This is a genomic window from Nesterenkonia aerolata (assembly GCF_031470965.1).
GTDB lineage: Bacteria > Actinomycetota > Actinomycetes > Actinomycetales > Micrococcaceae > Nesterenkonia > Nesterenkonia aerolata.
The window spans coordinates 22584-36156 of sequence record NZ_JAVKGR010000015.1 but is presented as its reverse complement, the minus strand read 5'-3'; the positions used below and the strand labels follow the sequence as shown (position 1 = coordinate 36156).

Annotated in this window: 13 protein-coding genes; 5 read left to right on the top strand and 8 right to left on the bottom strand. The window is 64.8% G+C overall.

The window, feature by feature from the left end; genetic code table 11:
- The first annotated feature begins 66 nt into the window (after window positions 1-66).
- The 4 genes from RIL96_RS10830 to RIL96_RS10815 all read left to right on the top strand — a co-directional run bounded on the left by RIL96_RS10830 (window position 67) and on the right by RIL96_RS10815 (window position 3954).
- The gene (locus tag RIL96_RS10830) at window positions 67-1788 is read left to right on the top strand and encodes a carbon starvation CstA family protein (protein ID WP_310549035.1); all 1722 of its coding nucleotides are present in this window, start codon (window positions 67-69) and stop codon (window positions 1786-1788) included.
- Between the two features lie 5 nt (window positions 1789-1793).
- Window positions 1794-2075, top strand: coding sequence for a cory-CC-star protein (locus tag RIL96_RS10825; protein ID WP_310549034.1), 282 nt, complete (start codon window positions 1794-1796; stop codon window positions 2073-2075).
- A complete protein-coding gene (locus tag RIL96_RS10820; protein ID WP_310549033.1) occupies window positions 2066-3073 on the top strand; it encodes an ArsA family ATPase in 1008 nt (335 codons plus the stop codon). Before RIL96_RS10825 ends, RIL96_RS10820 begins: the two co-directional genes overlap by 10 nt.
- A gap of 128 nt (window positions 3074-3201) precedes the next feature.
- Complete coding sequence (locus RIL96_RS10815) at window positions 3202-3954, top strand: DUF3800 domain-containing protein (protein WP_310549032.1); 753 nt, start codon at window positions 3202-3204, stop codon at window positions 3952-3954.
- 156 nt (window positions 3955-4110) lie between these two features.
- On the opposite strand, the gene RIL96_RS10810 is transcribed toward RIL96_RS10815, so the two are convergent.
- The 8 genes from RIL96_RS10810 to RIL96_RS10775 all read right to left on the bottom strand — a co-directional run bounded on the left by RIL96_RS10810 (window position 4111) and on the right by RIL96_RS10775 (window position 12627).
- A complete protein-coding gene (locus RIL96_RS10810) occupies window positions 4111-4998 on the bottom strand; it encodes an HAD family hydrolase (protein WP_374761883.1) in 888 nt (295 codons plus the stop codon).
- A gap of 356 nt (window positions 4999-5354) precedes the next feature.
- Window positions 5355-5846 carry a Dps family protein gene (locus RIL96_RS10805; RefSeq protein WP_310549031.1) on the bottom strand — a complete coding sequence of 164 codons (492 nt, stop codon included), beginning with the start codon at window positions 5844-5846 and terminating at the stop codon, window positions 5355-5357.
- Between the two features lie 98 nt (window positions 5847-5944).
- Entirely contained in the window at window positions 5945-7234 is a 1290-nt protein-coding gene (gene serS / locus RIL96_RS10800; RefSeq protein WP_310549030.1) for a serine--tRNA ligase, read from the bottom strand.
- A gap of 1002 nt (window positions 7235-8236) precedes the next feature.
- Window positions 8237-8986, bottom strand: coding sequence for an ABC transporter permease (locus tag RIL96_RS10795; protein WP_310549029.1), 750 nt, complete (start codon window positions 8984-8986; stop codon window positions 8237-8239).
- A gap of 1 nt (window position 8987) precedes the next feature.
- Window positions 8988-9737, bottom strand: coding sequence for an ABC transporter permease (locus RIL96_RS10790; RefSeq protein WP_310549058.1), 750 nt, complete (start codon window positions 9735-9737; stop codon window positions 8988-8990).
- Window positions 9738-9763: 26 nt separating this feature from the next.
- On the bottom strand, window positions 9764-10672 hold the full coding sequence (locus RIL96_RS10785; RefSeq protein ID WP_310549028.1) for an ABC transporter ATP-binding protein: 909 nt from the start codon (window positions 10670-10672) through the stop codon (window positions 9764-9766).
- Window positions 10673-10771: 99 nt separating this feature from the next.
- Window positions 10772-11455, bottom strand: coding sequence for a response regulator (locus RIL96_RS10780; protein WP_310549027.1), 684 nt, complete (start codon window positions 11453-11455; stop codon window positions 10772-10774).
- The gene (locus tag RIL96_RS10775) at window positions 11455-12627 is read right to left on the bottom strand and encodes a sensor histidine kinase (RefSeq protein WP_310549026.1); all 1173 of its coding nucleotides are present in this window, start codon (window positions 12625-12627) and stop codon (window positions 11455-11457) included. The genes RIL96_RS10780 and RIL96_RS10775 overlap by 1 nt, the downstream gene beginning before the upstream one ends.
- 186 nt (window positions 12628-12813) lie before the next feature.
- Here RIL96_RS10775 and RIL96_RS10770 point away from each other — a divergent pair, with 186 nt between their 5' ends.
- On the top strand, window positions 12814-13434 hold the full coding sequence (locus RIL96_RS10770) for a DJ-1/PfpI family protein (protein ID WP_310549025.1): 621 nt from the start codon (window positions 12814-12816) through the stop codon (window positions 13432-13434).
- Window positions 13435-13573: the final 139 nt, after the last annotated feature.

The following is a 13573-nucleotide window of genomic DNA, read 5'->3' as shown; positions in this document are numbered from 1 at the left end:
CTGACCCTGTGGGAAGGGTTGGGGTTCTGCTGATGCGGCTCGTCCATTCGTGGAGAGGGAGACATCATGGATGGTGTCAATTCACTAGTACTCGCCGTCGTCGGCGTCGTGATGATGCTGGCGGGCTACGTCCTGTATTCGAGGTTCCTGGCCAAGAGGGTCTATAAGCTCAACGCTGAGTTCAAGACCCCGGGCCACGAGTTCGACGACGGCGTGGACTTCGTGCCCACCAATAAGTACGTGCTCTGGGGGCATCACTTCACCTCCGTGGCCGGCGCTGCACCCATCGTGGGTCCGGCCGTCGCGGTGATCTGGGGGTGGCTGCCGGCCTTCCTGTGGGTGGTCTTCGGCACCGTGTTCCTCGCCGGCATGCACGATCTCGGCTCCCTCTGGGCCTCGGCCCGGAATAAGGGTCAGTCCATCGGCACGCTGTCCGGGCGCTACATCGGCGCCCGAGGCCGGAACCTGTTCCTCGTGGTCATCTTCCTGCTGCTGCTCATGGTCGTCGCCGCCTTCGCCGTGGTGATCTCCGGGCTGCTGGTGGCTCAGCCGGGTGCGGTGATTCCCACGTGGGGTGCGCTGCTGGTGGCTCTGCTGGTGGGTCAGGCGATCTACCGGTTCAAGATGAACCTGGCAGTGGTCTCAGTCGTGGGCGTCGTGGCTCTCTACGGGCTGATCCTGCTGGGTGACCGGTATCCGATCGAGCTGCCTGAGCGCGTCATGGGCCTGGCACCGGAGGGCTTCTGGATCGTGCTGCTCTTCGTCTACGCAGCCATCGCCTCGATCCTGCCGGTGTGGGTGCTGCTGCAGCCCAGGGACTACATCAACGGCATCCAGCTCTTCATCGGCCTGGGCATCCTCTACGGTTCGGTGTTGATCGCGACGCCGACGGTCGTCGCCCCGGCGTGGAATGAGAACGTGCCGGCTGATACCCCGTCCATCGTGCCGCTGTTGTTCGTGACCATCGCCTGCGGGGCAATCTCCGGGTTCCACGGCACGGTGGCTTCGGGGACCTCGTCGAAGCAGATGGATCGGGAGACCGATGCCCGGTTCATCGGCTACTTCGGTGCCGTGGGTGAGGGTCTGCTGGCGCTGGGGGCGATCATCGCGACCACCGCCGGGTTCCAGTCATTGCAGGACTGGGAAAACGTCTATGAGTCCTTCTCCTCCGGCGGTGTGCCGGTGTTCGTCGAAGGCGGCGGGGCCATCATGAATGCCGGACTCGGTATCCCCGAGTCCCTCTCGGCGACGATCCTGGCGACGATGGCAGTGCTCTTCGCAGCCACCACGATGGACACCGGGGTGCGCCTGAAGCGGTTCGTCATCCAGGAGATCGGTGAGCTGGCCGGAGTGCGGCTGAATACGGTGGTGGCCACGCTCATCACTGTGGGCATCGCCCTGGCGCTGACCTTCTCGCAGGGCGGCGACGGCTCCGGCGGGATGCTGATCTGGCCGCTGTTCGGTACCACTAACCAGCTGCTGGCCGCGCTGACGCTGATGATCATCACGATCATCCTGATGCGTAAGGGCCGTCCGTTCCTGCCGGTGCTCATCCCGGCGCTGTTCGTGCTGGTGATGAGCGCCTATGCGGCGATCGTCCAGCTCGGTACCTTCTATTCCGACGGCGACTGGTTGCTGCTGGCCATCGACGTGGTCATCATCATCGCCGCGGCCTGGGTGCTGGTGGAGTCGCTGATCGCGATGAGGCGTGTGTCTAAGGAGCCGAAGGAGCCCGAGGATGAGCAGCTGCTGAGCGAGGCGGAGAAGCTGCCGAGCCGGGAGCGCTGAGCACTGTGACCGGGAGCCGGCTGAGCCGAGTGCGGGAGGGGCTGCGGGGGTTCTCCCGCGGACTGGAGGAGTTCTATACGGCGCCGTACCGCCGGACGATGGCCCGTGCCCAGCGTGATGAGGAGGATCTGTTCATGATGCTGGTCCTCTCCGAGGCGTTGGGGATCCCGAACCCGGCCTCCGGGGCCACGTTGGAGCTGCTGCCGGAGATGCTCGACCGGATGCACGACTGGCATGTGCGCCAGGGGATGAAGGATCTGCCGATCGAAGGGCTGTCATGCTGCTGAATGACCTCAGCCAGACCGTGAAGGTGCTGTTTCTGGGCGGCAAGGGCGGAGTGGGGAAGACCTCGACGGCCTCGGCGGTGGCGCTGCACCGGGCGCGCACCGGTGGGCGGGTGCTGCTGGTCTCCACGGACCCCGCCCATAACATCGGGCATCTGTGGGAGCGGAAGATCGGCGATGAGATCGTCACGCTGTTCGATGCTGCCTCCAATGCCGGGGGCGCAGGTGCGGTGGACGCGGATGCATCGCAGGGTCGGCTCGATGCGGTGGAGGTCGATCCGCAGCGGACTGTGGCCGCTCATGTGCGGGAGGTGGGTGAGACTCTGCGGTCGATGATGCCCGAGCACCTGCACCGGCAGGTGGATGAGCATCTGCGGATGGCCGAGGAATCCCCGGGCACGCATGAGTCCGCGCTGTTGGAGCGCATCGCCGAGCTGGTCGAGGACTCCTTGGAGGACTATGACCTCATCGTCTTCGACACCGCGCCGTCCGGCCATACCGCACGGCTGATGGCGCTGCCCGAGACGATGACGGTGTGGACAGAGGGGCTGTTGGCCCGCCGGGACAAGGCCGAGCGGTTCGGCGCGGCGGTGCGTGCACTGGACCGCGACGACGATCCGGTGACTCAGCGGGATCGGCGGATCCGCGCAGTGCTCACCCGGCGGCGCATCCGGTTCGAGCATCTGCGCGATGTGCTGCGTGATGACCGTCGGTGTGCGTTCGTCGTCGTGCTGACCCCCGAGCGGCTGCCCGTGTTGGAGTCTGCGGAGCTGGTGAAGGAGCTTGAGAGCAGCGGGGTGCGCGTGGGCGGGCTGGTGGTCAACCGGCTCTCCCCCGCCGATGCGGGAGAGTATCTGGCTCACCGCCGGGCCCAGGAGCTCGCGCATGTGGACTCACTGCGCGAACTGCTGCCGCAGCTGGAAGTCCAGACCGTGCCACTGTTGCCGGGAGATCTGGTCGGGGCAGAGGCCGTGGGCCGATTGGCTGATCTCTACGGCTGAGTGCAGGTGCACGAAGCAGTACCCCTCAGGGGGCCTCACGCAGCTGCTGTCCGAGCCCGCTCCAGTGACCCAAGGGGCAGTCAGTGGACCCTCCCTGGCATGTCATAGCCTGGGGCTAGTCTGACTCCATGTGGTTGGTCTACCTCGACGAGAGCGGTAATACCGGAAGCAGACTGGATGACCCCTATCAACCCGTCCACTGGATCGCGGCAGTACTCGTGCCGGAGGAGCAAGTCCTTGCACTCCGACGCTCCCTGGACGGAGTAGTTGCACGAGCATTACCAGATCTGGTGTCAGAAGAGCTCCATGGCGCCGAACTCTTTAGCGGCCGAGGGGCATGGTCGGCACTGTCACCGGCAGCACGAGTCGCCGTCTACGAGGAAGCCTTGGCGACTCTATCGACGCACGACTGCGTCGTCGCCCACGCGTCCATCAACAAGACACGGCTGAGACCATCCACAAGTCACGCCCCTCACCTGTTGGCCTTCCAATTCATCGTCGAGAAAATCCAGCAGTACATCTCCACACACAAGGAACCCATGCGGCAACGGGCACTGTTGATCGCTGATGAGACCGACGAGCACAATCACTTCCAGCTGGACCTTCTGCGAGATATGCAGGACGGTGATGGCGGCGTCGGCTTCAACCTCACACTGCGCAACATTGTCGACACAGTGCATTTTGTGGAATCAGACACGAACCGGGGTGTCCAGCTCGCCGACCTCGTTGCGTATGGTCTGCAGAAGCAAGGCCGCAACAGACAACAACGCGCCAATGGAGAAATAGTCAGCCGCGGTAACGCAACATTGGAGCAGATGATCGAGGATCTTGTGCTGCCCCACGTTCACACCTATCGCAGCACATGGCCATCAGCCAGATGACACAACAACGGAGCCAGTGCCGAAGCCCTGGCCCCGTTGGTCTCAGATCGATGGACCTCAGTGTCCCGAAGCCTCATACGACCTGCATACAGTCTAGCTCAGAACCGTACGAGACGGTGCCATGACCGGGCCCTCAAGCTCAGCCGCGGGTGTCCCCTACCGGCCGGAGTCGCCGTCGAGCACGCTGCGCAGCACGGGGACCAGGCCGTCGTCGTTGACGTGGGCGGTGCGCTCATCGGCGGCTTCCACCACTTCCTCCGGCGCCTGCCCCATGGCCACACCGCGGCCGGCCCATCGCAGCATCTCGATGTCATTGCGCCCGTCTCCGACGGCGACCACGTCAGACAACGGCACACCGAGCTGGTCCCTCAGCACTTCGAGCGAAGATCCTTTGGTGACCCCGGAGGCGGCGATGTCCAACCACGCGGACCAGCCCACCGAGTAGGTGACCCCCTGCAGGCCGATGCCGCCCACCGCCTCAGCGAACTCCTCGCTGGTGGCCGTATGCGAGTTGACGACCAGCCGTACCGCCGAGACCTCCGTGAGCTCCTGGAAGGACACCCCTTCGGCGGCGAGGCCGAAGGACATGTCCTGGAAACGCTCGGTGGAGAGGAAGATCCCCTCCGCCGTCTCCACTGCGTAGCGGGCATTGGGCAGCCGGTCGCTCAGGGCGTGCAGCGCCGGGGCGGGGTCGAAGACCTGCCGATCGATGACCTCATATCGGGCTGGCAACGAGGTGTCGATGCGCACGGTCACTCCACCGTTGGAGCAGACCGCATAGCCCTGGGTGACCCCCAGCGCCTCGACCACCGGCAGTACCGCGGGCAGGGAACGTCCCGTGGAGACCACCACCGTGTGTCCGGCAGCGACCACCTCTCGGCCGACCTGTCGCACAGCCTCCGACATGTGACCATCGTGATCCACCAGGGTGCCGTCCACATCCAGACACACCATGGCCCGGCCGCTGCGGTGGTCATGGCTGCCGCCGTCGCCCGCGGCGGGGTAGGAGATCTCTCCGGTGTGGTTCGTCTCAGTGGTGGTCATCTGCGGGGGCCGTCCGTTCAGGTGTCAGGTCTGATGTCGCGGGTCTGCTGCTATATCTCGTGCGGTGTCTCTTAGTATCCGATGCCGTTGGTATCCGATGCCGTTGCGCGGTGCTTCGCTGGTCTGCCACGTACCGTAGAGGTCCGTCGCGTCAGCGTAGAACGCCGGAATGGACATTATGCCGGATCATGCCGCGCACAGCGGAACAGCAGGTGAACACTGGACGACCGACCAGAACGATGCGGGCCAGAAATATCTTGGGGCCACAAAGACGAGGGCCGCCGGAGCACTGCTCCGACGGCCCTCAGGGTGTTCATCACGAGGAGCGGCTCCTCAGATGAGCCGCATCGACACTCTCAGGAGCGCTCGAGGTGTGCGCGGACGAACCACTGGAACAGCTCAAGCTCTCGGGTCTGACCGATCAGCAGGTCCTCGGTGATCGGGTCGGTGTCACCGACCTTGCTGATGACCTGACGGTGGTCGGAGACGACGCCGTCGTAGACCTTGTCGACCTCCTGCAGGTGCTCCTGGGTGCCGGCGCGGCCCAGGGGGTAGTCCTCCCAGGTGCGCTCGGCGACCATCTCAGCCGAGCGGCCGGAGGGAGTGCCGCCGAGAGTGGCGATGCGCTCGGCGACCTCGTCGGCGAAGCCGCGGACCTTCTCGATCTCGGGGTCGAGCATCTCGTGGACGGCGATGAAGTTGGGGCCGGTGACGTTCCAGTGAACGTGCTTCAAGGCCAGGTGGAGGTCATTCAGGGCGTGGAGCCGCTGCTGCAGCAGCCCCGCGATCTCGTGACCGTTCTCCAGAGCCAGGCCCGGGACGGTGTAATGGGCGTTGCGGTCAGCCATGATCGCTCTCCTTCGTCGAGGCGGTACGACAGGCGGTGCTGCCTGCCTCCGCTCTACATCTTAGCTATTCAAAACAACGGCCGATAGCCTGATGAGCCTCACCTCACCGGAGACAGGACCTCCAGCCCACCCAGGTAAGGCCGCAACGCCTCGGGCACGCGTACTGCGCCGTCGGCCTGCTGGTGGTTCTCCAGAATCGCCACCAGCCAGCGGGTGGTGGCCAATGTGCCGTTGAGCATCGCCACCGGACGGGTCGCTCCCTTGGAACCGTCCTCCTTGACTGTGCGCTCACGGATGTTGAGGCGTCGTGCCTGGAACGTGGTGCAGTCCGACGTCGAGGTCAGTTCCCGGTAGGTGCCCTGGGATGGCACCCAGGCCTCGCAGTCGAACTTCCGTGCCGCGGACATCCCCAAGTCCCCGGCGGCGATGTCGACCACCCGGTACGGCAGCTCCATCTTCTGCAGCATCGCCTCCTCCCAGGCGAGCATCCGCTCGTGCTCGGCGGTGGAATCCTCCTGCGCGCAGTAGACGAACATCTCCAGCTTGTTGAACTGGTGGACCCGCAGGATCCCACGGGTGTCCTTGCCGTGCGAACCGGCCTCTCGCCGGTAGCAGGTGGACCAGCCCGCATAGCGGACCGGCCCCTGCTCGAACTCGAGGATCTCATCGGCGTGGTACCCGGCCAGGGAGACTTCCGAGGTTCCCACCAGGTAGAGGCCGTCACGTTCCAGACGGTAGATCTCGTCGTCGTGTTCGACGTCGAAACCGGTGCCCTGCATGGTCTCCGGGCGCACCAGAGTCGGGGTGATCATCGGAGTGAAACCGTGCTCGAGTGCCTGGTCCAGGCCCATCTGCATCATGGCCAGCTCCAGGCGGGCACCGATTCCCTTCAGAAAATAGAACCGCGAACCCGAGACCTTCGCCCCGCGCTCCATGTCCACGGCATCGAGCGCTTCGGCCAGGGCGAGGTGGTCACGGACCTCAACCCCTTCAGCGGTGAAATCACGGGGGGCACCTTCATGGCGCAGCACCACGGAATCCTCTTCACCTCCGGAAGGGACCCCCTGGTGAACGAGGTTCGGGATGCTGCGCTGCAGCTGCCCCAGCTCCACCTCCGCAGCCTTGGAGGCAGTCTCCGCCTCCTTGACCTGATCGGCGAGATCCTTGACCTCCGCCAGCAGCGCCTGCTTCTGCTCCCCCTCGGCCTGAGCCACGCGTTTGCCGAAGGCCTTCTGCTCAGCACGCAGAGACTCGAACCGGGTGATCGACTCACTGCGGGTCTGATGCGCGGAGATCGCCCGGTCAACCAGCGCCTCCTCTGCTCCGCGTGCCCTTTGGCTCGCCCTGTACAGCTCCGGTTCCTCGATGAGGTGCTTGATGTCGATCATGAGACCAGGTTAGCCCGAACCCGGGCCCAGGTCCGGATGTCGAATGGACGGGGAGACGGCCGAGGGTCTGTCAACGTGTTCACCTCCGCGAGTTGAATCGGCCTCGGAGTCTCGGATGGCTCTGCGCGATCGTGCCCCTCCGTCCCTTCTCCTCATCTAAGGACTCTCCGCCTTAGGAGGAGTCCGAAGCCAAAGAGGCTCGGAACAACGTCGTGACAGGTAGCGAGGATGAATACGTAGAAACGGATAACGCCCTTGTGACGATAATGAGGTAGCGGCCAGACAACCTGACCGCCACCTCGGCAACCCGTTGGGCCGCCAACCTCCTGATTCTGGTTTCGCACTCTCGGAGGTTAGGTCATCCGCGCTGGACGCCGAGTTGTCACCAACTCGGGGTGCCGCCGACTGGGGTTACCCAGGTCGGGGCTTCTCGCTTCTGCGGTCTCCAGCCGTGAGGTCATCCACGGTCCTACGGAACCTCGACGAGCGTTTTATGACTCCCGCCTACCGAGGGCGTCACCAATCAGAGAAAGCGTCGGCATGCCGACCACCTCCTTCAACTGTGCGACACCGATTACGCGCCGCACTCCAACAGTACTTCAAGGCGGTCCTGACCTCAGTCGGCTCGGTGACACGAGTGTCAGTTGCCTGATAGCGCATTGGCGGCCGGTTCCCGATGGCGGGGACCCGGTCGAGTGTGCGGCGCAGAGTATGCGGGGGATGTACTTATCCGTCAGACTCGGGCATCCCCCGGCCGTGGTCGCCGCGTGCAGGACGACGAGCTTCCGATCGCATCACTCGTCAACAGCGTGCCGGGGCTGGTTGAGAACAGCGGCGCTTCTGGCGAGGTGACGAGTCCGGTGGTCCGCGCTTGATGCTGTCGATGCACAGACTGATCAGCGCGCTCACGTACACCCCAGTCTGGATCCCCAGGTGGGGCAGAAATCGTTTTCTTCGGTCGAGCCACGTAGTCGTGTCAGGGGCAGCGATGAGCACTTCGGCTTACGTGCGGGTGTCGAGGTGTTCGAGGGCTGCTGAACTCACAGTAATGACCACGGTGAAGAGCACGACGGCAGCAGCGAGAATCGCGGTGACGTCACTGCCGGTGATGACGCCGGTGTCGACGAACGACCCGGTACCCAGCAGGGCCGTCCTGGTGGCGAGGCCGTAAGGCGAGACGAGCGCGGCGTTGCCGAGAGCCATGAGTGCCACGGTGGAGCTCCCGGAGGCAACGAGGGCAACGGCGCTGGGGACGGCAAACGAACGCAGGAACATCGACAGCGCCGACTGCGTGGCGGCAGCCGGGATCGTCGCGACGATCAGCAGCCCGGTGACGCCGAAGTATTCGCCGGGGAGCATGCCGGGTAGCCCAAATACGACTTTGCCGATCACGATCACTGCGGCAAGGAGGATGACCTGCATGATCGCAGTGAGCCCGGCGACCACGACGGCTTTCGCGGTGACGATACGCAGCGAGCTGGTAAGGCCACTCATCAGCGCATTCCAGTTGCTGCCACGGTGCTCGGCCCGCCACACCAGGGATCCAAGGATCGCGATCCCGATCGCGAGCGGGAACAGGCCGTAGAAGCCGACCGACTGCAGCCAGACGGTGTGCCACCCGTTGTCTGGGGTGCGTCCATTGGCGAGCCGGGTAGCTGCACCGGCGAGTACCAGGACGATCGGCAGGAGCACCACGATCGGCCAGGCCAGGGAACGCTTAAGCTTGACGAGTTCAGCGGACAAGGTGCTCATGTCAGGCCTCCTGACGGTCGAAACGGCACGTCAGGACGGCGAACAGCCCGGTGACGATCACCGCGAGAACGGCAATGCTCGGGTAGGCGATCGGCAGTGCTTGGATCGCATCACCCTGGTAACCAGCCGCTTGGGCGAGGGCGTAGTACCCCCACGGGGTGAGGTGGGCGACGGCTTCTGGGAGGCCCTGGGAGAACACGGCGAGGATGCAACCAAGCACGCCAACTCCGAGGACGACGAGCTGGTTCTCGACCTTGGCCGAGAGCAGGATGTGCAGCGCCAACACGGCGAGGTTGACCACGAGCACGCACAGTGAGAACCCGGTCCAGTGACCGAGCGGCACCGGCGGCAGAATGCCCGCAAAGATCTTCCCGAAGGCAAGGACGGTCAGGCTGGTACCGATCGTGACCGCAGTGACGACGATGCCGAGAGAGACGAGCTTGACGCGGCAAAGACTGCCGGGGGTGATCCCGGAAGTGGACTGCATGAGCCACCCGTGGCCCTGGTGCTCGATGTCGGTCTGCCGGGAGGCGAGCACGGCCAGCAGCAGCGGGGAGATGAGTGGGATGCCGAGCGACATCCCGGCCAGCAGCGCGTTCCACGCTCCAGGCGAATCCGGGTTGAAATCCGGGCTGGACACAACCGCGAACAACGACAGCGCCAACACACCCAGGACCATGACCGTCGCAACCAGACCGACACTGAGGTGCCGCATCTTGGCGAACTCGTTCACCAACGCGCTGCCGAACATCACGCGCCCAGTCATCGTCCGGCCGCTCACAGTCCACCGCCCGCAGTGAGGCTCATGAACACGTCCTCGAGCGTCTGCTCCTGACGGCGCACCCCGTAGACGCCGACCTTCTCGCTCACCAGGGCGGCGACGACCCCGGCGGTCTGCCGGTTGTCCAGGCCGGGGACAGCGACCTCCCCTGACTCGGTGACACGGGCACTGAACGCGTGCAGCGTGAGGGCAGCAGTTTCCGGGGCCGAGCAGGTGATGAGCACATCCGGGTTGGAGGCAGCCATCAGCTCTGAGCGGGAGCCCTGGAAGATCATCCGTCCACCGGAAAGGATCCCGAGCACGTTCGCGGTCTTGTCGATCTCCCCGAGCAGATGCGAGGACACCATCACCGTCACCCCATCTCCGGCCAGGCGGCGCAGCAGCGTGCGCATCTCCTCGATCCCGGCCGGGTCCAAGCCATTCGTAGGCTCGTCCAGAATGAGCAACCTCGGTTGTCGGGCCAGTGCCATCGCGATGCCCAGGCGCTGCTTCATGCCCAGGGAGAACTCACGCACCTTCTTACCCATCTGGTCCTGCAGCCGCACCGCGCGGACGGCGAAGTCGACCTGTTGCCGGTTCAGGCCGAGCATCCGCTGCACCAGGCGCATATTCTCCGCCCCGGTCAGATGCGCGTACCCCGGAGGGGCCTCGATCAGCGAACCGATGCCGCCAAGCAACTTCCGCCTGGTGGCCCGCGTCATGGGCTGCCCCATGATCTGCACCTCACCGCTGGTGGGCTGGATCAGGCTCAGCAGCATCTTCATCGTCGTGGACTTCCCGGCCCCGTTGGGGCCGAGGAACCCGTACACACTCCCTGACGGGATCCGCAGGTCCAGGTTCTCGACGACTGTGCGCCCGCCGTAGCGCTTGGTCAGATTCGATGTTTCGACGATCGTGGAAGACATGCCTGCGGATCGTCTCACCGCAGGCATATCTTCCGTATATCACCTCAGGCATACGCCACCAGCCGAGTACGGCCTGGGAGACAGACGTGGTTCGATCGTTCAGTGCCCGCCAGCTTCGACCAGGCCGGTCTCATAAGCGAGCACGACCGCCTGCACCCGGTCACGCAGCCCGAGCTTGGTGAGAATACGCCCCACATGCACCTTCACAGTGCCCTCGGCCAGTACGAGCTCGGCGGCGATCTCCGCGTTCGACAGACCCCGCGCGATCAACCGCAGCACCTCGTGCTCACGTGGCGTCAGCTCCGCCAACCGCGCCCCGGCGTCACCCGGCCGCGTCGAATCCAGCTCCTCTACCTTCTGTCGGGCATGCATGAAATGGTCCAGCAACCGTCGTGTCGTACTCGGCGCCACCACCGCATCCCCGGTATGTACGTGATGGATCGCCGCGGCGATGTCCTCCACGGGGGTGTCCTTGAGCAGGAATCCGGACGCTCCAGCCTGGAGGGCGTCGTAGGCGTACTCGTCCAGATCGAACGTCGTCAGGATCAACACGCTCGGCGGGCCTTTTCGTTCATGTAACCGCCGGGTCGCCTCGACACCGTTCATCCTGGGCATCCGCACATCCATCAACACCACATCGGTCTCGACATAGCTGAGCAGGTCCAGGGCAGTGTCGCCGTCATCGGCCTCACCTACGATCTCAATCCCAGGCTGTGACTCCAGCACCATCCGCATCCCCATCCGGATCATCTCCTGGTCATCAACCAGCGCCACCCGCACCATCACGCCCCCTCGCCCTCGCGTGGCAGCACCGCAACGAGCTCGAACCCGCCACCCACGCGCGCCCCTGCCTGGAAGGTGCCGCCGTGCGCGGCAGTCCGCTCACGCATCCCGACCAGACCGTGCCCGCCCACGTCGTCGGTCGGGCCACGGCCGTCATCGGCGACGCGCACCTCAACCTCTTCCGGCCGATACGTCAGCGCCATATCGACGCCCGTCACCTGCGACCCAGCATGTTTACGTACATTCGTCAGAGCCTCCTGAACCACCCGGTACACCGTCAGCTCCACACCCTGCGACAGAGGGGGCCGTTCGCCGCTCACGGTGAGAGCGACCGGCATACCCGCCGCGCGGGACTGCTCGATCAGGTCCTCAAGCTGGGTGATCCCCGGCTGCGGGGCCTGCGACCCCGGCTCATCATCACGCAATACACCCAGCATCCGCCGCATCTCCGCCAGCGCCGTCCTGCCCGTGTCCAGCACCCCGAGCATCGCCGACTTCGCCCGTTCTGGCTCCGACTCGACCTTCGCCGCCGCGCCGTCGGACATCACCACCACGACGCTCAGACTGTGCGAGACGATGTCATGGATCTCCCGCGCGATCCGCGCCCGCTCATCCGCGACCGCGATCCGGGCGTTCGTCTCCCGCTCCCGTTCCGCCTGTTCCGCGCGCTCCCGCAAGCCAGCAATGTACTGACGACGTATGCGCACGAGCGTGCCCCAGGTCCACACCCACAACGTCACCACGACCAGCACCCCGAGCTGACCGATTTCGAGAAACTCGTCGCCGAGATGCGGGATCGCCGCTACTAGCAGCCACCCGACCGCCAGCAGTGCTACGGTGAGCGAGGCCCACCACCGATAGCCCGTCGCGACGTTATAGACCGCGAACAGCAGCATCACATCCGCCACCAGAATCGGCGCACTGAACAGCAACTGCACACAGGCCGCAACCAGCATGATTCCGAACACGGCCAGTGGATACCGACGGCGCAGCATATACGGAGCGCAGAGCGCGGCCGAGACAATGATCAGCCCGATCCCCGTCATCGCATCGTCAGCGTAGGTCGGGATGATTGGCACGTTGTAGAGGAACACCCCGATCACGACGAGCAGGTCGAGCAGCCAGACCCGCTCCCGCAGCCACGATCCCGGCCCCGGAGGCTCCCCAGACATCTGAGAGCACCCAGCAGCAGGCGCTGCGTGCGGGGGAACCGGAGTGTTCATGCCTTCCAACGCTACCGCCTGGAACTACCCTCTGGAATCTGGAGAGGCGGCCTTTCGCCGTTATCCATACGGCCGTGACAGCCGTTGCGGCCCGTTCTCTGGCGGGAGAACGAGACTAGCTGGGAGGATAACGGCATGACACGGGCAGCGCGTGATGTCGGGATGGTGCTCTTCGATGGTTTCGAACTGCTCGATGTGTTCGGGCCAGTCGAACTGCTCAGTAAGCTCCCCGACGAATATCGGATCACCTACGTCACACCGACGGCCGGACGTGTGCGGAGCAGCCAGGGCATCGAAGTGATCGCTGAGGAGTCCTTCGGAAGTGCGGGCACGCCGGATCTCGTCATAGTGCCCGGCGGTATAGGTGCCAGATCACTCGTGGAGGATGTGGAGTTCTTGAGCGGCCTTACCCGCTGGGCAACTGGGGCTCAGCTCATCACGTCGGTCTGCACCGGATCAGCCCTGCTGGCAGCAGCTGGCCTCCTGGAAGGCTACCGGGCCACCTCCAATAAGAGAGCCTTCGCCTGGTCCACGCAGCACGGCGAAGATGTCACCTGGGTTCCACAGGCGCGTTGGGTCCAGGACCGAGACCGGTGGACCTCCTCCGGTGTTGCGGCAGGCATGGACATGACTGCCGCCCTGATCGAACATCTCAGCGGACACGAGGCCGCGGCCGATGCTGCCCGAGTGATCGAGCTGGAGGTCCACAGCGATCCCACCTGGGACCCGTTCGCTGCCCACTACGGTCTGCAGTGAACTGAACGCTCGGACGTTCGACTCACCTCGAGAACGCCCCGGTACGTGGAGTGACATCGTCCACGGTTGCGTTTCTTCAGCACCCCTACGTCGTATCCAGCCCCGGCCTCATCCACCCAGGTGGAGATAGACTGACCCG

Coding starts and splice junctions, on each gene's coding strand:
- serS (WP_310549030.1), bottom strand. CDS start 7,234: ATGATCGACATCAAGCACCTCATCGAGGAACCGGAGCTGTACAGGGCG.
- RIL96_RS10770 (WP_310549025.1), top strand. CDS start 12,814: ATGACACGGGCAGCGCGTGATGTCGGGATGGTGCTCTTCGATGGTTTC.
- RIL96_RS10775 (WP_310549026.1), bottom strand. CDS start 12,627: ATGTCTGGGGAGCCTCCGGGGCCGGGATCGTGGCTGCGGGAGCGGGTC.
- RIL96_RS10810 (WP_374761883.1), bottom strand. CDS start 4,998: ATGACCACCACTGAGACGAACCACACCGGAGAGATCTCCTACCCCGCC.
- RIL96_RS10820 (WP_310549033.1), top strand. CDS start 2,066: ATGCTGCTGAATGACCTCAGCCAGACCGTGAAGGTGCTGTTTCTGGGC.
- RIL96_RS10815 (WP_310549032.1), top strand. CDS start 3,202: ATGTGGTTGGTCTACCTCGACGAGAGCGGTAATACCGGAAGCAGACTG.
- RIL96_RS10830 (WP_310549035.1), top strand. CDS start 67: ATGGATGGTGTCAATTCACTAGTACTCGCCGTCGTCGGCGTCGTGATG.
- RIL96_RS10790 (WP_310549058.1), bottom strand. CDS start 9,737: ATGTTCGGCAGCGCGTTGGTGAACGAGTTCGCCAAGATGCGGCACCTC.
- RIL96_RS10805 (WP_310549031.1), bottom strand. CDS start 5,846: ATGGCTGACCGCAACGCCCATTACACCGTCCCGGGCCTGGCTCTGGAG.
- RIL96_RS10795 (WP_310549029.1), bottom strand. CDS start 8,986: ATGAGCACCTTGTCCGCTGAACTCGTCAAGCTTAAGCGTTCCCTGGCC.
- RIL96_RS10780 (WP_310549027.1), bottom strand. CDS start 11,455: ATGGTGCGGGTGGCGCTGGTTGATGACCAGGAGATGATCCGGATGGGG.
- RIL96_RS10785 (WP_310549028.1), bottom strand. CDS start 10,672: ATGTCTTCCACGATCGTCGAAACATCGAATCTGACCAAGCGCTACGGC.